The organism is Leifsonia araucanica (genome assembly GCF_051161895.1).
Taxonomy (GTDB): Bacteria; Actinomycetota; Actinomycetes; order Actinomycetales; family Microbacteriaceae; genus Leifsonia.
Genome location: NZ_JBMBTW010000002.1, coordinates 2,619,922 through 2,636,476 on the forward strand (window position 1 = coordinate 2,619,922; position 16,555 = coordinate 2,636,476).

Sequence of the window (16,555 nt, forward strand, 5' to 3'; positions counted from 1 at the left end):
CGCGGTTGTGCCGTGCCTAGCCCGCCACCGCCCCGCTCAGCGCAGCACCCCGAGCGAGCGCGCCGTCGACACGGCGGCCGTGCGCGACGCGACGCCGAGTTTCGAGAACACGTGCACCAGGTGCGATTTCACCGTGGCGTCGGTGACGTAGAGACGGCGGGCGATCTCAGCGTTGGATGCGCCGTCGGCGACGAGTTGCAGCACCTCAATCTCGCGGGCGGAGAGGCTCACGCTGGGTGAGCGGAGTCGTTCCATCAGGCGGCCGGCGATGGCGGGGGCGAGCGCGCTCTCGCCGGCCGCCGCGCTGCGGATCGCCGCGATCAGGTCGCCGGGGGGCGCGTCTTTCAACAGGTAGCCGCTTGCGCCGGCCTCCACGGCGCCCAGGATGTCGCCGTCGGTGTCGTAGTTCGTGAGCACCAGCACGTACGGCGGCGCATCCAGGGCCCGGATACGCCTGGTCGCGTCCGCTCCGCTCTGGCCGTCGGCGAACTGCAGGTCCATGAGCACCAGCTCGGGGGCCGTCGACTCTGCGAGGGCGACGGCCTCGTCGGGGGTGGCGGCCTCGCCGATCACCTGCAGGTCGTCCTCGCCTTCCAGCAGCGCCCGGATCCCGGCGCGCACGACGGGATGGTCGTCGGCGATCACGATGCGGATCATCGCGCATCCACCGGGAACGTCACGGTCAGCGTGGTGCCTCGGCCGGGCGCGCTGTCGACGAGGAGGTCGCCGCCCAGCTGCTCGACCCGTTCGGCGATGGCGCGCAGCCCGAACGAGTCGGAACCGGCCGCGCGGGCGCCCACCAGTTCCGGGGCGAAGCTGAAACCGTCGCCGTCGTCCGAGACCGTGAGGGTCACCTCGGTTTCCGTCGCGTCGAGCACGACCCTGGCGACCGTGGCGTGCGCGTGCTGGCGCACGTTCGCGAGTGCACCTTGAGCGATGCGCAGCAGGGCGGTCTGCACGGTCATCGGGAGGTGTCCCGTCTGCGACGTCTCGACCTCGATGCGCAGGTCGCCGTCGGTGCCCGGCTGCTGTTCGCCGAGGCGGGCGAGTGCTTGCGCGAGCCCGTCGTCGAGCAGCGGCGACGCCAGTTCCCTGATGAACCTGCGCGTGTCCGCGAGCCCTTCCGCCGCCGTCTCCCGCGCGAGCCGGACGTGCTCGGCGCCGGGCCGGTCCCCGTCTGCGCGCTCGGCGGCGTGCAGCAGCAACTGGATGCTCGACAAGCCCTGCGCGACCGTGTCGTGGATCTCGCGGGCGAGGCGGGAACGCTCGGCGAGCATCCCCTGCTCTCGTTCACTCTCGGCCAGGCGGTCCCTGGTCGCGACGAGTTCGGCGAGCAGCGCCTCGCGCTCGGCGGCCTCGCGGGCGAGTGCGCGGTAGCCCAGGCCGATCAGCAGGGCGACGGCGGCACCGACCACCGGGCCGATCACGCCTCCGACGGTGAAGCCGCCGTGCATCCCGAGCGCGACGATGGCGACGCCGGTCGCGGCGACCACGGCTGCCGGGCCGAGAAGGCCGGGGAGCACGTGAAGGTAGAGGAAGAACATCGGGAACACGAGGTACGCCGCCTCCGGCACCAGCACGATCAGGCCGATCCAGATGACAGACAGCCCCACGATCCAGAGAGCGGCAGCCGCCTTCCTGCGTCGCTCCGGCACGAACCGCATGAACGCGACCAGTGCGTAGACGACGGCGAACGCCGCCGTGAGCGCCAGCGACGGACCGAGCGACGGGCCGCCCACCAGGAACACCCGCACCAGCACGAGCACGAGCAGGCCGACGACGAGCAGGTGGAGGCCCGTGCGCAGCCCGACGAAGACGGGGGTGAGGGTGTTGTGCGGCATGACGCTTCCAGCGTAAGGACTCGGCGCCGCCGGGGCATCCATCGAAAGTTCGAGCACAGCATCCACAGGCTTGGCGATGACCGGGATGCGCGCGGAAACGAGGCTGGAAGACGTGCCGGGACGACGCTCCCGGCCGGAAAGGAGTCCCCGTGTTCGTCGCATGGCGCGACCTGCGGTTCGCCAGAGGCCGCTTCATCCTGATCGGCGCCGTCGTCGCGCTCATCACCGTCCTCGTCGGGTTCCTGGCCGGACTGACCGGCGGGCTGGCGTTCCAGAACGTGTCCGCGGTGCTCGACCTGCCGGGAAACAGGCTGGTGCTGCAGCAGACGGACGGGAAGACGGCGGGCTTCTCCGAATCCGAACTGTCAGAGCGGACGGTGGAGGCGTGGCGGAGCGCGCCGGGGGTGCGGGAGGCGCTGCCGGTGAGCATCGTGCAGGGACGGGCGACGGCGGGCGGGACCGGCGGGACGACCGGCGTCGGCGGGACCACCGCCGGGGTGGCGCTGTTCGGGATGCCCGCCGACTCAGCGCAGCCGAAATCGGCACTGCGCAGCCTGGTCCCCGCGAACGACGACGAGGTCGGCCTGTCGACCGGCGCCGCCGCCGACCTGTCCGCCCGCGTGGGCGATCGGGTGAGCATCGCGGGGGCCGCATACCGGGTCGCGTCGATCGGCGGCGACCTCTGGTACAGCCACACCCCGGTGGTCGCACTGACGAGCAGCGCGGCGGCCGAGGCGGAGAAGCGGATGGGCGGGAGCGGCGCATCCACGGTCCTGGCGGTGACCGGCGACCCCGACTGGGATGCGGTGGGCCGCTCGACGGGGACGGTCGCGCTCGCGCCGCTCGCCAGCCTGACCGCGCTGGAGACCTTCAGGTCGGAGATCGGCTCGCTGGCGCTCATGGTGGTGATGCTGTTCGGCATCTCGGCCCTGGTGGTCGGCGCGTTCTTCACCGTGTGGACGATGCAGCGCTCCGGCGACATCGCCGTGCTCAAGGCCCTCGGCGCGACGACCGGCTCCCTGGTGCGCGACGCGCTCGGGCAGGCGCTGGTCGTGCTCGTGGCGGGGATCGGCATCGGACTCGCCGCCGTCGTCGGGCTCGGCGCCATCGCCGGCGGGGCGCTGCCGTTCCTGATCAGCCCGCTCACCACCCTCGTGCCCGCCGGGGCGATGGCCGTTCTCGGTCTCGCCGGCGCGGCCGTCGCCCTCCGGACCGTCACCTCGGCGGATCCCCTCACCGCACTCGGGAGCAACAGATGATCACCCTCGACAACGTCACCCTCACCTTCCCGGACGGCGCATCCCGCGTGACGGCAGTTGATGCGGTCACCCTGCACGGCCGCGCCGGCCGCGTCACCGGGATCACCGGCCCGTCGGGCTCCGGCAAGTCGAGCATCCTGGCCATCGCCGGCACGCTCATCCGGCCGGACTCCGGTCGCGTGCTGATCGACGGGGTGGATGCGGCCGGGCTGTCGCGCACGGAGGCGACGGCGCTGCGTCGCTCACGCATCGGCATCGTGTTCCAGCAGTCGAACCTGCTGCCGTCGCTCACCGCCCGCGAACAGCTGCAGGTGATGGGCGAGCTCGGCGACCGGCCGTCGCGCGGGCTGCAGCGTGCGGTGCGGGCGCGGGTGGACGACCTGCTCGACGCGGTGGGGCTGTCCGGCCAGGCCGACCGGCGCCCCGCTCAGCTGTCCGGCGGCCAGCGGCAGCGGGTCGCGATCGCGCGGGCGCTCGTGCGGGAGCCGCGGGTGCTGCTCGTGGACGAGCCGACCAGCGCGCTCGACCAGGAGCGCGGCGCGGCGATCATGGACCTCATCGGGCGCCTCAGCCGCGAACGGGACACGGCGACCCTGCTGGTCACGCACGACCTGGGGCACAGCGGGGAGCTGGACGAGCTGGTCACCGTGGTCGACGGCCGCGTGGTCGACGCGGCGGCCGCGAAACACCAGTAACTGTCGCGAAACGCCCGGGATGCGGCGCAGTTGCTGGTGTCTCGCGGCGCGGAGCGGCGGTTACGCCTGCAGGGCGAAGCCGCCCGTCCAGGCGATCTGCTCGCCGACGGCGAGCGTCAGCTGCAGGAAGCCGAGGGCTTCGAGCTCGCGGGCGCGCTTGAGCGAGCCGGCGTCGACGGCCTTCACGCCTCCGGCGGTGATGGCGGCGGCGAGCTCGGCCTTGGCCGCGTCGTCGTCTCCCGCGATGAGGACGGTGGTCTGCACGTCGCCGACCTTCTTGCTCGCGAGGGTGGCGGCGAACGTCGTGTTGAACGCCTTGACGACCTTCGAGCCGGGCAGCTTGGCGGCGATGACCGCGGCGGCCGAGCCGTCGGCGGGGACCACGAGGCCGTCGAAGGTGGCGAAGTCGAGCGGGTTGGTGATGTCGACGACCGTCTTGCCTGCGAGGGCGTCGCCGTACTGGGCGATCACGTTGTCGACCTCCGGATACGGCACGGCGAGGACGACGATGTCGCCGTTCACTGCACTGCCGGTGCGGCCGAGGTACTCGACCGTGCTTCCGCCGTCGGCGACGACGCCGCCGATCGCCTTGGCCATGTTGCCGTTTCCGATGATGCTCACCGAGGTCATGATGCTCCTTCCGGCCGAAGCCGATTTAGTTGATGCTTCAACTATTACTCGGATTTAGTTGAAGTGTCAACTAATTTGCTAGAGTGGTGGTCATGACAGACGCCGAGGCACTCGAGGGACGCGAGAAAGACGCGTGGCTCGGCCTCCTCGCGCTCGTCCAGCTCCTCCCCGGTGCGCTCGACACCCAGCTCAGCCGGGACTCCGCCGCGACGCACTACGAGTTCTTCGTGCTCTCCCGGCTGGCCGAGGCACCCAACCACCGGATGCGGTTGAGCGCGCTCGCGACGGCGACCAACGCATCCATGTCGCGGTTGAGCCACGTCGCCAGCCGCCTCGAAGCGCGCGGGCTGATCCGGCGCCAGCCGTGCGAGGAGGACGGTCGCGCGACGAACGCGGTCCTCACGCCCGCCGGCGAGGACTTCGTGCGGGATGCGTCCCCCGGCCACCTCGACACCGTCCGCTCGACGCTGCTCGGCGCACTGACGGCCGACCAGGTCGAGCAGCTGGCCGCGATCTCGACCACCTTGGTGACCGCGATCGACCCCTCCCGCCGCCCGAGCGACTCCTGCGCGAGCATCGTCGAGGCCGCGAAACACCAGTAACTGTCGCGAAACGCCCGGGATGCGCCACAGTTACTGGCATCTCGCGAGCGGCCGCGCGGGTCAGGTCAGCGAGCAGTCGTCGTAGACGATGCTGCCGGTGGCCGTGGTCTCGTTCGTCGAGTAGATCTGCGGGATCATCCGCTCGCCCGACTTCGCCGCGGCGAACGACACGGACACCTTCGTCCAGGCGGACGGCGACAGCGAAGCCACCGTGGTCAGCGTCGAGTGGATGTCGCTGGAGAAGTTCTGCGTGTACTCCAGGATCTCCATGCGCACCGACAGGCCGGGCGCGGTCGGCCGCACCCAACAGGATGCGGTGTACACCTTCCCAGCGACGCTCTGGCTGACCGCCGTGTTCTGGGTGAGCCCCACGAGGGTCGGCTTCGCACCCGTCGCCGCCACCTGGAGGGCGTGGCCTCCGCCGTGCGTCGGCGTCGTCACGCGCGTCAGCGCACCGACGACGAACGGCGCCCAGCCGCCGTTGCCCGACTCGAAGCCGGGGTCGGGCAGCAGCTCGCGCACCGTCGCGGCGTGCGGGGTGACCGCGTTCGACGGCGCGGACGGCGCGCTTCCTCCGATCCGGTTCACCGCCTGCACGGTGAAGGTGGCCGCGGCGCCGTTGGGAAGCGAGCGCACCACGATCGGGCTCGACGCGCCTGTCGCCTGCTGCCCTCCCGGGGAGGCGATGATGGCGTAGCCCGTGATCGGCGACCCTCCGTCGTTCGCCGGAGGGGTGAACGACACGGTCGCCGAGCCGTCTCCCGCGACCGCCGTGACGCCCGTCGGGGCCCCCGGCGCGGTGGGCGACGCGGTGCCAGGGATGGCGACGGCGGCCGGTGCACCGACGTTGCCCGTCGCATCCACCGGGAACACCACGGCCGTGTACCGCACGCCGGAGGCGAGCGGTGGAAGGGTCGCGGACGTCGCCGTCCCCGCCGCGAGCGGCATCCCGCTGGTGGCAAGCGCCGCCGTGCCGTCGCCTTCGACCAGCCGGGCGATCGTGGTGGTGACGTCGGTCGACGCCGACGCCGTCCAACGCACGACGCCCCCGGATGCACTCAGTCCCGTCACCGGGGACGGCGCGCTGCTGTCGCTGCGCACCTGCCACTGGAAGTGCCCGGTCATCGGGTGGCCGAGGTCGTCCGTGCACGCCTGGGTAAAGTCGACGTCCGCCTGCCCGACGGAGCCGTCGGCGCCGACCGAGAAGGTGTGGACGTTCTCCGAGCCGCGGTAGTCGCCGCAGCCGCGCCCGAACGCGTACACGGTCTCGCCGTAGTTCGTCTGCGTCGGGGAGGCGGTGGGGTGCGTTCCCGTCGGGATCACGTTGCCCGGCCCGGTGAACCAGGCCGTCGCTCCCTGCGGGTCGAGCGGGGCGTACGGCGTGTGCGTGAAGAACCGGTACGGGTCGCCGTGCACCTGGACGATGTCGGTGGGGCCGTTCGCGAAGACGTGCGACGTGCCCCCGTCGACGAAGTCGGACCCGGAGATGGTGAGCGCCGTGGTGCCGACGGGAGCCTCGCCGGACAGCGACACCGTCTGCGTCACACCGCCGACGCCGATCGTCAGGGCCGCGACGCGCGGCCCCGGCCCCTTCGGCGAGAAGCCGATCGTGAGCGAGCAGCTCGCGCCGGGCTGCAGGGTGTGACCGCTGCAGCCGTCCGCCGACACCCTGTAGTCGCCCGCGGCGGCCCCGGCGACCGCTGCCGTCCCGACGGCCTGCGCACTGCCGGAGACGTTGTGGATGTTCTCGGCGGCCACGATCGGCACCGAACCGACCGGGGTGCGCGGCCACGCGATGGTGCGCGCGGGGAGGATGGTCGACGCATCCTGGGGCTCGCCGTAGCGGATCTCGCCGAACAGTCCAGGATCGCCGGCATCGAGGGTGCCCCTGAGCACGATGTCGAACCGCGAGAAGGTGCCATCCGGGTTGCTGCCGAGGTCGAGCACATCCAGATCACCCGCGTATCCGGCGGACCCGAGGAACACCTGCGGCTCGTTCGCGTGCGTCTCGGCGGACGAGATCCACGGGTAGCGGCCCACCCGGATCCCGCTGCCGTCGAGTGGCGGCTGGATGGTGACGGACGCGCCCGTCGTGCTCGTGATGGTGATGCCGGTGGTCGGCGACGCGCCGGCCGCGAGCGTCGTGGTCGTGGTGTCCCCCGTGCGCGATCCGCTCAGCGGCGAGGTCGGCCAGTACGTCGAGTTGAGCTCGACGACGGGACTGACGGATGCGGCGACCGCACCGGAAGGAGGAGCGGCGACGCCGATCACGGTCGCAGCGACGACAAGGCACAGTGCTCCGGATGCGATTCTCATCTCAGCCTCTCCCGCAGGCCGGAGCGCATCCACGCGCCCAGCAGGCCCGGCGCTCCCGAAGCTAGACCGCCTGGTTCACCCGCACAAGTGGTTAATGAGAATTAATCAGTATCGGCACCGACCCGTTCACAGCAGCGGGATGCGCCCCACGATCTTGTCCACCCTGTTGCGCGGTCCGACGATACTGAGCGCGTAGTACTCCACGTCCTCCGAGCGGGTCTCCGCCAGTGTCTGGCGGTACTCGTCGTAGACGCGCGTCAGCTGGGCGGCGGCCGGCATGTCGGCGAGGTAGACGGTGTCGCTCGCCGCGGCGGCGCGTCCGCGGATCGCGGACAGCTCCGCAGCGGACGCCTGCAGGACGCTGCAGCCCGCCCACGGGAGACCGGGATGGACGGCGCCTGACGCATCGACCGCGTCCTCGCCGAGGAGCCCGGCGATCTGCGGAGCGGTCGCGGCGGCGGTGCAGACCGCTGCGTTCGCGGCCAGCCCGGTCGGCAGCGAGTCGTTCACCACGATCACCCACTTCAGCCGCGCAGCCCGAGTGGGCGCTGCGGTGTCGATCTCCTCATCGGTGAAACCTACGGTCGTTGGCATTGATCCCTCGCAGAAAGTCGGTGTCTTGCGCTCGAAGCTACATAAGACGCAGCTCTCGCGCTGAGAATCCGAACATCGTTCGGCGTCGCTACTACGATGGCGATCGTGGACGAACTTGATAAGGCGATCCTCCGCGAACTCCAAACGGATGCGCGGCGCACCAACCGCGACATCGCCGCCGCAGTGGGCGTCTCGCCGAGCACCGCCCTCGAGCGCACCAGGGCGCTGCGGGAGCGCGGGATCATCAAGCGGGCGGTGCTCGACGTCGAACTCAGCCGGATCGGGCGGCCGGTCCAGGCGCTCATCGCCGTGCGGATCCGGCCGCCCTCCCGTGCAGTGATCGAAGGCTTCCGCGACTGGGTGAGCTCACTGCCGGAGACGATCGGGCTCTTCGTCACGACCGGCAATGAAGACTTCATCATCCACGTGGCCGTGCGCGACAACGACTCCCTCTATGGCTTCGTCATCGACCGCCTCACCCAGCGGCGTGAGGTCGCCGACGTGCGCACCTCCGTCGTCTACGAGCACATCCAGAACCACCGCATCACGCCGGCGGACTGACGGCTAAGCTCGCAGCGCCGGCGGCGGCGAACACCGGCAGCATGCGCTCGGCGGCCTCCGAGCGCACGAACACCGGGATCGCGTCGAGCGGGGTGTCCACCGTGACAGTCGTGCCTCCCGCGAACCGCTCGCCCGTCCAGGCGTCCACCCACGAACCGTCAGGGAGGTAGACCGGCCAGCTGGTCGCGCCCTCGGACAGCACGGGGGCGACGAGGAGGTCGTCTCCGAGCATCCACTGCGGCTCCGTCGACCAGACGGCTGGGTCGGCCGGGTGGTCGAAGTAGAGCGGGCGCATCAGCGGGCGGGCGGTCGCGACCGTGATCGCCGCCTGCTCCGCCAGGTATGGCACGAGACGTTCGCGCAGCTTCGCGTACCGGCGGAACACCGGGATGACCCGGTCGTCGCCCGAACGCTCCTGGATGTTCCACGGCGTGCGGTCGCGCGACGGCGTGCGGTGGTGGTTGAACTCGGAGTGGTACTGCATGATCGGCACGAACGTCGCCGCGGCGACCGAGCGGAGGAACAGCTCGGAGGAGGGCACGTCGCCGGAGAAGCCGGCCAGGTCCCAGCCCCAGTAGACGATGCCGCTCGCGGCGGCGGAGAGTCCGGCGAGCATCGACCAGCGGAACGCCTCCCACGTCGAGTTCTCGTCGCCCGCCCAGAACGCGCCGTGCGCCTGCGAGCCGGTGAAGCCCGCGCGGCTGAACGTCACGGGCGCCTTGCCCGCCGAGCGGAGCAGGTCGCCGTACGCCGCGGCGTACGCGACGGGGAAGGTGTTGTTCTTCTCGTCGCCGCGCCTGCCGTCGAGGTAGACGAGGTCGCTGCCCCAGGCGTGCTCTCCGCCGTCCGTCTTGAAGCCGTCGATGCCGACCTCCTCCACGAGGTAGCGGCGCTTCTCCGTCCACCAGCGCGCTGCGCGCTCGTCGGTGAGGTCGGGCATCAGGCCGAGCGGGAACCACCAGCCGCGGTTGCGGTACGGACGCAGGCTGCCGTCCGGCGCCTCCTCCCGGATGAGCACGTTCTCCCTGATCGCCGCTGCGGCGTCCGCGGCGACCTGGTCGCGGGGGTGCGGGCGCATCTTGATGAGCGGGATCTGCCACAGGTGCAGCCGGATGTCCCTGGCGTGCAGTTCGTCCGTCATGCCCTTCGGGTCCGGCCACGCGCCGTCCTCGGGGAACTCGAAGTCGGCGAGGCGGTGCGGCGCGCCGTCCTCGGTGACGGCGGCGCGCGCATCCCGGAACGCCGTGAACGTGCTCTCGTCGCTCCACGCCTCGACCACCACGGAGCCGACGGGGATGTCGTGCTCCCGGTGCAGGTCGGCCTGGCGCATGACCTCGGCCTGCGTGTTCCACTCGTTGCCGCTCGCCCACAGCCGGAACACCCAGTCGGGCAGTTCGGCCGGGGTGCCGGCCTCGGCGAGGAAGCCGCGCAACACGTCGGTCGGCGATCCGTCGAAGAAGGCGACGGTGAGCAGGTCGCCGGAGGGACCGGATGCGTCGACCGGGGCGTCGAGCTCGGCCTCCACCCGCAGCTCGGAGGGGGTGGATGCGCCGACGTCGAACCAGACGCGACGGGACGTGCGGACGTGGAAACCCCATCCATCGCCGCCGACGATGTGCGCGAACGGCATGGGCAGGTAGGTCTTCCGCTCCGCGCCCTGGTTCTTGTACTGCTCGAACACCACGGAGTCAAGCTCTGCGCCGCGGTGGTCGAGCGCGTCGTAGCGCTCGCCGAAACCGGTGACGTGCTCGCCGTCGGCCAGCGGGAGCGCGAACCGGATGCGCGTCGCCCGCTCGCCGTCGTGCAGCACGGAGACCGAGCCGGGGACGATGCGGGATGCGCCGGGTGCACCGGATGCGCCGGTCGCGGCGGCCACCGCCCCCGCATCCACCGGCTGCCACTGCGCCGCGCGGAACGAGAACCAGCGCGTGCGCTCGGTGCGGCCGTCGGTGTGCGTGGCCGTGAAGCGGTAGCGGTATGCGCCGCCGAACCGGAGCTGCGGGGTCTCGACCTGCCAGCCGCCGACCGCGCGGGCGAGCCGGGCCTGGGCCGAGGCGAGGTGGCCGCCGTCCTCGGTGCGTCCGCGGGAGGAGCTGGCGACGCGGGCGAGCGGGAATACGAGCGAGTCGGGCGAGCCAGCATCCGCATCCACGCCCGCATCCGGCCGCCAGACGAATTCGACCGAGACCGCATCCACTGTCCCGCTGGCGCGCACGCCGAGCACGGCGGTCGAGCCGGCCTCGGGGATGACCGGCGAGCGCTGCTCGGTGTCGATCGAGTACGGGTGGCCGGAGCCGGACGGGCGGTGGCGGATCATCGGGTGGGTCCTTCCGGGAGCGATGTGAGCGAGGTGAGAGTCGGGTCGAGTTCGACGGCGAGACGGATGAGCATGGCGTGGCTCCACAGCAGCGGGGTGGCGACGGCGCCCCAGCGGTCGAGCCACTCCTGGCGCATGCCGGGGGCGATCAGGTGGCCGTCGACCTGCTCGGGGAGGTCGAGGTCGGCGGTGGCCGTGGATGCCGCCCAGGCGAGCAGTTCCGTCGCGCGCTCCCGCTCGCCCGCCGCGGCGTGCGCCAGGCCGAGGAAGCAGCTGAGGATGGGCCAGCGGCCTCCGCCGTAGAAGGTGTCCCCGAGGTAGCGGTGCACGCCGCCGTCGACCGTGAGCTGCCGCTCCAGGGCGTCGATGGTTCCCGCGGCGAGCGCCGAGCGCGCATCCAGCATCCCGAGCGGGGCGATGGCTGCTGCAAGGCTGCCGTCGACGGTGGCGACGCCGAGCCATTTGGTCAGGTGGCCGTCGCGCACGCCCCGCTCAGCGACGACCTCGACGATGGCCCCGGATGCGGCCGTCGCCTCCTCGGCGCGCGTGCCGCTCACCAGGCCGGCGCGCACCGCGGCGTCCAGCCCGGCCGAGACGCAGGCCAGCGTGGAGACGTGCACGGACTCGCTGTGCTCCTCCCACCAGTCGTAGCACGGGCGGTCCCAGGAGCTGGTGAGGTAGTCGACCGTCAGCTCGGCCGCTTCGCGCCAGCCGGACAGGTCGACGCCGTGCCGCTCGGCGTGGGCGACGAGCGCCCACAGCCAAGTGCCGTAGCCGTCGAGCTGGAAGTCCCACCACTCGTCCGTACCGTCCTGGCCGTCGTACGTGAACCGCGCGGGAAGCATGTGCTCCCCGGCCGGCGGTCGTCCCGCCCTGGTCTCGTCGACGATCCAGTGGATGTGGTCCGCCCGCGCCGTGAGCACCCGCGCGCACCAGTCGAAGAAGGCCGTCGCCGATACTTCGTCGCCGTAGGAGGAGACGCCGTCCGCGATGAACGACCCGTCGCGGAACCAGCAGTATCCGGCGTATGCGGAGAACGTGGGACTCGCCGGGTATGCGCCTTCCGGCGTCTGCAGCGCCGCGATCAGGCGGTGGCCGGAGCCGGCGAGGTCCGTGATCCCGGCGAGCGCGGTCTGCGGGGTGAAGGTGGTGGGCACGACGGCCTTTCTGGTGTGTCCGTGACTCGGTGTTCGTGGTCGGAGCTCGTGGTCGGTGGTTCCGCGATGGGCGGCCCGGCCGGGATGGGGGGTGCCCGGCCGGGCCGCTCTGGCGGTGCGCTGCTACTTGAGCAGCGCGTCGACCTGCTTCGCCGTCACCGGGATGGTGTCGGCGGTCTTCGACCTGCCCGCCGCGATCTCGCCGAGCGCGTTGGTCACGTCGTCCTGGATCTTCTGCGAGTTGGAGCCCAGGTTCGGTGCGGTGGCGATGTGCTCGAGCGAGTCGAACACGGCCTTGCGGTTCTCCGGGGTCCCGGCGGTGAGGTACGGCTTCAGCAGGGACTCGTCCGAGATGGCCGGGAGCTCCCAGCCCGCCTTGAGTCGCACATCCACCATCGTCTTCGAGCTGGACAGGTACGTCGCGAACTTCTGCGCTGCGTCCTTGTGCTTGGAGTCGTTGGAGACGGCGACAGCGTTGGAGAACGTGGCGCTGGCCTTCTGGGTGTCACCGGGCTCGACCGCGACGTCCCAGCCGAACGGCAGCTTCCCGAGGGTGCTGAACATCCAGATGCCGGTGTGCCACATCGCGAGCTTGCCGTCCTTGAACAGGTTGGAGTCGAAGTCCGGGGTGCCTGCTCCGTCGGCGGCGGACGGCATGGTCACGCCGCTCTTGCCGGCCAGCCAGTCCGCGGCCTTCGTGCCGGCGTCGGAGTCGAATGCCGACTTCTTGCCGTCCTTGGTCAGGAACGAGCCGCCCGCCTGCTGCACGGTCTTGTAGTACTCGTTGTACGTGATCGGCTGGTAGTCGCCCCAGACGCCCGCCGCCTTGTCGGTCAGCTTCTTGGCCGCCGCCTCCTCGTCCGCCCAGGTCCACGAGTCCGTCGGGTACTTCACGCCCGCCTTGTCGAAGAGGTCCTTGTTGTAGAAGAGCACCACGTTGGAGAACGAGGTGGGCAGGCCGTACTGCTTGCCGTCGGTCTTGTACGTGTCGAGCACGGAGGTGCGGTACGCCTTCGCATCCACACCGTCGAGCGGGGCGAGCACGCCGTCCGCCTGCAGGTTGCCATAGCTGCCGAGGTCAACGTCGAACACGTCGGACTGCGTGCCGGCCGAGAGGTCGGTCTGCAGCTTGGTGAAGTAGTTGGCGTAGTCGGTGGTCGACACCTTGACGGTGATGTCCGGGTTGGCCTTCTCGAACGCGCTCACGATGGTGGCGAGGTTCTTCTCGTTGCCGCCGTTGGAGATGAAGTTCGAGTATGTGATGGTCGTCTTCCCTCCGTCGGAGCCGGATGCGCTGCATCCACTCATCCCGACGGTGGCGAGGGCGGCGACCGCGAGTGCTGCGGTCGCGGCGAGTTTCTTGTTCATGTGTTTGCTATCTCCTTTGATACGGATGGTGCGGATGCTGCTGCTGTGGTGATGGAGGTGATGGCGCGGCTATTTCAGGCCGGTGCCGGCGACGCCCTGGACGATGTACTTCTGGGCGAAGAGGTAGAGCGCGAACATCGGGATGATGCTGACGACCGAGCCGGCCATGAGCACGTCCCACTGGGTGGAGTACTGCCCCTGCAGGCTCGACAGCGCCACGGGCAGCGTCTGCATCAGCGGGTCGCGCAGGATGATGAGCGGCCAGAGGAAGCTGTTCCAGGTGTTCAGGAAGCCGAACACCGCGAGCGTGGCGAGCGCCGGGCGCACCAGGGGGAGCACGATCTGGAAGAACACCCGGAAATGGCCGGCCCCATCCAGGGTCGCCGCCTGGTCGAGCTCGTACGGGACGGTGCTGATCGCCTGCCGCAGCAGGAACACCCCGAAGGCCGACGCGACGGTGGGCAGGATGGCGCCCGCATACGTGTTGATGAGGCCGAGCGACTTCATCTCCACGAACAGCGGCACGATGAGCACCTGGAACGGGATCATCATGGTCGCCAGGTAGAGCACGAAGATCGCGCCACGGCCGCGGAACGGCATCCGGGCGAACACGTACGCCGCCATCGAGCTGGTGACCAGCTGGAACAGCGTGCTCACCACGGCGATCACCAGGCTGTTGACGATGACCTGCCCGAACGGCACCCGCTGGAACAGCTCGGCGTACGGCGCGAACGACGGGTTGTCCGGGATGAGCTTGGGCGTGCTGGTGAGGCTCGCACCCGGGCTGATCGACGTGACGATCGTCCAGACGAACGGGAACACCATGATCAGCGCGCCCAGGATGACGGCCGTGTACAGCGACACTTTCGCGACGGGACTACGCATAGTTCACCCACTTCTTCTGGCCGAGGAACTGGATGAGCGTGACGATCAGGATCACGATGAACAGCAGCCAGGAGAGCGCGGACGCCATGCCGGCCTGCCCGTAGCGGAAGGTGAGGTCGTAGACCTCCTGCACCACGACGCGGCTCGAGTTGTTCGGTCCGCCGCCCGTCATCACGAACACCTGGTCGAAGACCTGGAAGCCGTTGATGAGGGAGAGCACGATGACGAAGAAGGTGGAGGGGGAGAGCATCGGGAGGGTGATGCTGAACAGCCGCCGCCACCATCCGGCACCGTCGATCTCCGCTGCTTCGTAGAGGTCGGGGTTGATGGTCTGCAGCCCGGCCAGCAGGATGACCATGACGAAGCCGAGGTCCTTCCAGGCCGAGGCCAGGATGATCGACGGCATCGACCAGGCGGGGTCCGCCCACCAGCCGGGCCCGTCGATCCCGATCAGCGACAGCGCCCAGTTCACGATGCCGACGCTGGGGTTGAGCAGCCAGCGCCAGACCAGCGCGACGACCACCCAGCTGGTGACCACCGGCAGGAAGTAGACGCCGCGGAGGAACGCGCGCCCCTTGATCCTGCTGTTGAGCGCGAGGGCCAGCCCGAGCCCTCCGACGTAGACCAGCGGCAGGTAGCCGACGATGTAGTAGAGCGTGTGCAGGAAGGCCTGCTGCGTGCCAGGGTCGCTGACGAGGGTGGCGTAGTTGTCGAAGCCGACCCACTTCATCGGGCCGATCAGGTTCCACTCGTGGAAGCTCGTCCACGCGGCGGCGATCATCGGGCCGATGGTGAAGGCCAGCAGCGGGATGAGGCTCGGCAGCAGGAAGATCGCGACGATGAGGAAGTAGGAGAGGCGCTTCCTGCCTGGCCTGCGACCGGGGCGGCTGCTGCTTCCGCGCCCGCCGGACGGGGTGCGCGCTGCCCGGCGGCCGTCTGCTCCGCTTCCAGCACCGGATGCGCTCGGCGGCGCCCCGACCGGGCTGATGCCCGAGACGGTCATGGCCGCACCCCCGCGCTCGACACCAGACGCTCGCGCATCAGGCGCCCCTGCTCTCCCGCCACCCCGTGCGTATCGAACGGGGTCGCGAGCACGAGCGCCGCCGCACCCTGCGCCCAGCGGTCGTCCTGCCAGGTCTCGACCGCCACCTCGACCCCGCGCTTGCCGGGGACGAGGGATGCGCGCAGCGCAGGCTCGAACGACGGCGACCAGTGGTCCCACGCCTCGACACCCTCGCCGAGGATCACGACGAGCTCGGGGTCGAGCATGTTCACCACACCGGCGAGCGTTCGCCCGAGCAACCGGCCGGCGTCGTCGAACACGCGCACGGCCGCGGCGTTCCCGGCGTCTGCTGCTTCGCGCACATTCCGGATGTCCGCGCCGTCGTTCACGGCGCCGTCCCGCACGGCGGTGGCGACCAGCGCACTCTCCCCCACGAACGCTTCGAGGCAGCCGTGGTTGCCGCACTGGCAGAGCGGGCCCCCCTCCGCGACGGGGATGTGGCCGATATCGCCTGCTCCGCCCGCCCTGCCGCGCAGGATCGAACCGCCGGACACGATGCCGGCCCCGACGCCGGTGCCGATGGTGACCACCAGGAAGTCGGCGCAGTCGCGCCCCTGCCCGAACAGCCGCTCCGCGACGCTGAGCGCGTTGACGTTGTTCTCGACGACGACGGGCAGGTCGAGCGCCCGGCGGAGGGAGGCGCCGAGCGGCACCTGGTTCCAGCGCAGCTGGGTGGAGTCCACGACGCCGATCCCCTGCTCATCCACGGTGCCGGGGATGCCGACGCCGATGCCGAGCAGCCGGTTGTCCCCTCCCGCCTCGATGAAGGCGCGGGCGAGTTCGATGAGCGCGGAGGTCGCGAGCGGCGACATCGCGTCGAACGGCTCGGTGGCCGAGCGGAGCACGGAGCCGTCGATGCCTACCTCCACGAACGCGACGTGATCGGCGACCACCTTGACCCCGATGGCGCAGGCGGTGCGGGCGACGACGCCGAGCATCCTGGCCGGGCGTCCCCCGCCCTGCGACGTGGAGGTGTCGAGCTCCTCGATGAGTCCCTCCGCGAGCAGGTCGCGGGTGAGCTGGGTGACGAGAGCAGGCGAGACGCCGAGCATCCGCGCCAGATCGGCGCGAGAGGCGGGCCCCTGGCCGCCGAGGTGGGCCAGGATCGCCGTGCGGTTCACGTCGGTGCGTGAGGGAGATGTGAGCGCCATTGCATCCTTTTCTTCAGAACTAAATAAACCATAAAAGATAGTTGTGAAGACGTCAAGAACGGGATGCGCGGAGCGCCGAGAAGAGAGGCCCGACGAGGGAGAAGAGGGAGGGGAGC

The 16,555-nt window shown here is 70.6% G+C and carries 15 protein-coding genes; 4 read left to right on the forward strand and 11 right to left on the reverse strand.

Features of this window, described 5'->3' with window-relative positions:
• Positions 1-36: 36 nt before the first annotated feature.
• Both ACN6M5_RS12585 and ACN6M5_RS12590 read right to left on the reverse strand, forming a co-directional pair.
• Positions 37-657 carry a response regulator gene (locus ACN6M5_RS12585; RefSeq protein ID WP_434950313.1) on the reverse strand — a complete coding sequence of 207 codons (621 nt, stop codon included), beginning with the start codon at positions 655-657 and terminating at the stop codon, positions 37-39.
• Positions 654-1,841 carry a sensor histidine kinase gene (locus ACN6M5_RS12590; RefSeq protein WP_434950316.1) on the reverse strand — a complete coding sequence of 396 codons (1,188 nt, stop codon included), beginning with the start codon at positions 1,839-1,841 and terminating at the stop codon, positions 654-656. The genes ACN6M5_RS12585 and ACN6M5_RS12590 overlap by 4 nt, the downstream gene beginning before the upstream one ends.
• Positions 1,842-1,990: 149 nt before the next feature.
• Here ACN6M5_RS12590 and ACN6M5_RS12595 point away from each other — a divergent pair, with 149 nt between their 5' ends.
• Both ACN6M5_RS12595 and ACN6M5_RS12600 read left to right on the forward strand, forming a co-directional pair.
• Positions 1,991-3,100 (forward strand): ABC transporter permease, encoded by a 1,110-nt coding sequence (locus tag ACN6M5_RS12595; protein WP_434950319.1) that lies wholly within the window; start codon positions 1,991-1,993, stop codon positions 3,098-3,100.
• Complete coding sequence (locus ACN6M5_RS12600) at positions 3,097-3,795, forward strand: ABC transporter ATP-binding protein (protein WP_434950322.1); 699 nt, start codon at positions 3,097-3,099, stop codon at positions 3,793-3,795. The genes ACN6M5_RS12595 and ACN6M5_RS12600 overlap by 4 nt, the downstream gene beginning before the upstream one ends.
• 60 nt (positions 3,796-3,855) lie before the next feature.
• On the opposite strand, the gene ACN6M5_RS12605 is transcribed toward ACN6M5_RS12600, so the two are convergent.
• Complete coding sequence (locus ACN6M5_RS12605) at positions 3,856-4,425, reverse strand: NADPH-dependent F420 reductase (protein WP_168690574.1); 570 nt, start codon at positions 4,423-4,425, stop codon at positions 3,856-3,858.
• A gap of 92 nt (positions 4,426-4,517) precedes the next feature.
• Here ACN6M5_RS12605 and ACN6M5_RS12610 point away from each other — a divergent pair, with 92 nt between their 5' ends.
• Positions 4,518-5,027 (forward strand): MarR family winged helix-turn-helix transcriptional regulator, encoded by a 510-nt coding sequence (locus ACN6M5_RS12610; RefSeq protein WP_168690575.1) that lies wholly within the window; start codon positions 4,518-4,520, stop codon positions 5,025-5,027.
• Positions 5,028-5,087: 60 nt separating this feature from the next.
• On the opposite strand, the gene ACN6M5_RS12615 is transcribed toward ACN6M5_RS12610, so the two are convergent.
• Together ACN6M5_RS12615 and ACN6M5_RS12620 are read right to left on the reverse strand one after the other, a co-directional pair.
• Positions 5,088-7,343 (reverse strand): fibronectin type III domain-containing protein, encoded by a 2,256-nt coding sequence (locus tag ACN6M5_RS12615; RefSeq protein ID WP_434950327.1) that lies wholly within the window; start codon positions 7,341-7,343, stop codon positions 5,088-5,090.
• Between the two features lie 126 nt (positions 7,344-7,469).
• Positions 7,470-7,937: a PTH2-like family protein gene (locus tag ACN6M5_RS12620; protein WP_434950330.1), complete on the reverse strand. Its 468-nt coding sequence runs from the start codon at positions 7,935-7,937 to the stop codon at positions 7,470-7,472.
• 96 nt (positions 7,938-8,033) lie between these two features.
• Here ACN6M5_RS12620 and ACN6M5_RS12625 point away from each other — a divergent pair, with 96 nt between their 5' ends.
• Entirely contained in the window at positions 8,034-8,498 is a 465-nt protein-coding gene (locus tag ACN6M5_RS12625; protein ID WP_434950333.1) for an Lrp/AsnC family transcriptional regulator, read from the forward strand.
• Here the strand turns inward: ACN6M5_RS12625 and ACN6M5_RS12630 are convergent.
• From ACN6M5_RS12630 to ACN6M5_RS12655, 6 genes are all read right to left on the reverse strand, one after another.
• On the reverse strand, positions 8,482-10,815 hold the full coding sequence (locus ACN6M5_RS12630; protein WP_434950336.1) for a glycoside hydrolase family 31 protein: 2,334 nt from the start codon (positions 10,813-10,815) through the stop codon (positions 8,482-8,484). The two genes, ACN6M5_RS12625 and ACN6M5_RS12630, sit on opposite strands and share 17 nt — an antisense overlap.
• On the reverse strand, positions 10,812-11,972 hold the full coding sequence (locus ACN6M5_RS12635; RefSeq protein ID WP_434950339.1) for a glycoside hydrolase family 15 protein: 1,161 nt from the start codon (positions 11,970-11,972) through the stop codon (positions 10,812-10,814). The genes ACN6M5_RS12630 and ACN6M5_RS12635 overlap by 4 nt, the downstream gene beginning before the upstream one ends.
• Before the next feature lie 123 nt (positions 11,973-12,095).
• A complete protein-coding gene (locus tag ACN6M5_RS12640; protein WP_434950342.1) occupies positions 12,096-13,340 on the reverse strand; it encodes an ABC transporter substrate-binding protein in 1,245 nt (414 codons plus the stop codon).
• Between the two features lie 69 nt (positions 13,341-13,409).
• Positions 13,410-14,225: a carbohydrate ABC transporter permease gene (locus tag ACN6M5_RS12645; RefSeq protein WP_168690579.1), complete on the reverse strand. Its 816-nt coding sequence runs from the start codon at positions 14,223-14,225 to the stop codon at positions 13,410-13,412.
• Entirely contained in the window at positions 14,218-15,228 is a 1,011-nt protein-coding gene (locus ACN6M5_RS12650) for a carbohydrate ABC transporter permease (RefSeq protein ID WP_434950346.1), read from the reverse strand. Before ACN6M5_RS12650 ends, ACN6M5_RS12645 begins: the two co-directional genes overlap by 8 nt.
• On the reverse strand, positions 15,225-16,439 hold the full coding sequence (locus ACN6M5_RS12655; protein WP_434950349.1) for an ROK family protein: 1,215 nt from the start codon (positions 16,437-16,439) through the stop codon (positions 15,225-15,227). The genes ACN6M5_RS12650 and ACN6M5_RS12655 overlap by 4 nt, the downstream gene beginning before the upstream one ends.
• Positions 16,440-16,555: the final 116 nt, after the last annotated feature.

What these genes read in the sequence shown, in the direction of transcription:
- ACN6M5_RS12630 (WP_434950336.1), bottom strand. Translation starts at nt 10,815, where the DNA reads ATGATCCGCCACCGCCCGTCCGGCTCCGGCCACCCGTACTCGATCGAC.
- ACN6M5_RS12620 (WP_434950330.1), bottom strand. Translation starts at nt 7,937, where the DNA reads ATGCCAACGACCGTAGGTTTCACCGATGAGGAGATCGACACCGCAGCG.
- ACN6M5_RS12640 (WP_434950342.1), bottom strand. Translation starts at nt 13,340, where the DNA reads ATGAACAAGAAACTCGCCGCGACCGCAGCACTCGCGGTCGCCGCCCTC.
- ACN6M5_RS12600 (WP_434950322.1), top strand. Translation starts at nt 3,097, where the DNA reads ATGATCACCCTCGACAACGTCACCCTCACCTTCCCGGACGGCGCATCC.
- ACN6M5_RS12625 (WP_434950333.1), top strand. Translation starts at nt 8,034, where the DNA reads ATGGCGATCGTGGACGAACTTGATAAGGCGATCCTCCGCGAACTCCAA.
- ACN6M5_RS12590 (WP_434950316.1), bottom strand. Translation starts at nt 1,841, where the DNA reads ATGCCGCACAACACCCTCACCCCCGTCTTCGTCGGGCTGCGCACGGGC.
- ACN6M5_RS12585 (WP_434950313.1), bottom strand. Translation starts at nt 657, where the DNA reads ATGATCCGCATCGTGATCGCCGACGACCATCCCGTCGTGCGCGCCGGG.
- ACN6M5_RS12615 (WP_434950327.1), bottom strand. Translation starts at nt 7,343, where the DNA reads ATGAGAATCGCATCCGGAGCACTGTGCCTTGTCGTCGCTGCGACCGTG.
- ACN6M5_RS12650 (WP_434950346.1), bottom strand. Translation starts at nt 15,228, where the DNA reads ATGACCGTCTCGGGCATCAGCCCGGTCGGGGCGCCGCCGAGCGCATCC.
- ACN6M5_RS12645 (WP_168690579.1), bottom strand. Translation starts at nt 14,225, where the DNA reads ATGCGTAGTCCCGTCGCGAAAGTGTCGCTGTACACGGCCGTCATCCTG.
- ACN6M5_RS12655 (WP_434950349.1), bottom strand. Translation starts at nt 16,439, where the DNA reads ATGGCGCTCACATCTCCCTCACGCACCGACGTGAACCGCACGGCGATC.
- ACN6M5_RS12610 (WP_168690575.1), top strand. Translation starts at nt 4,518, where the DNA reads ATGACAGACGCCGAGGCACTCGAGGGACGCGAGAAAGACGCGTGGCTC.
- ACN6M5_RS12605 (WP_168690574.1), bottom strand. Translation starts at nt 4,425, where the DNA reads ATGACCTCGGTGAGCATCATCGGAAACGGCAACATGGCCAAGGCGATC.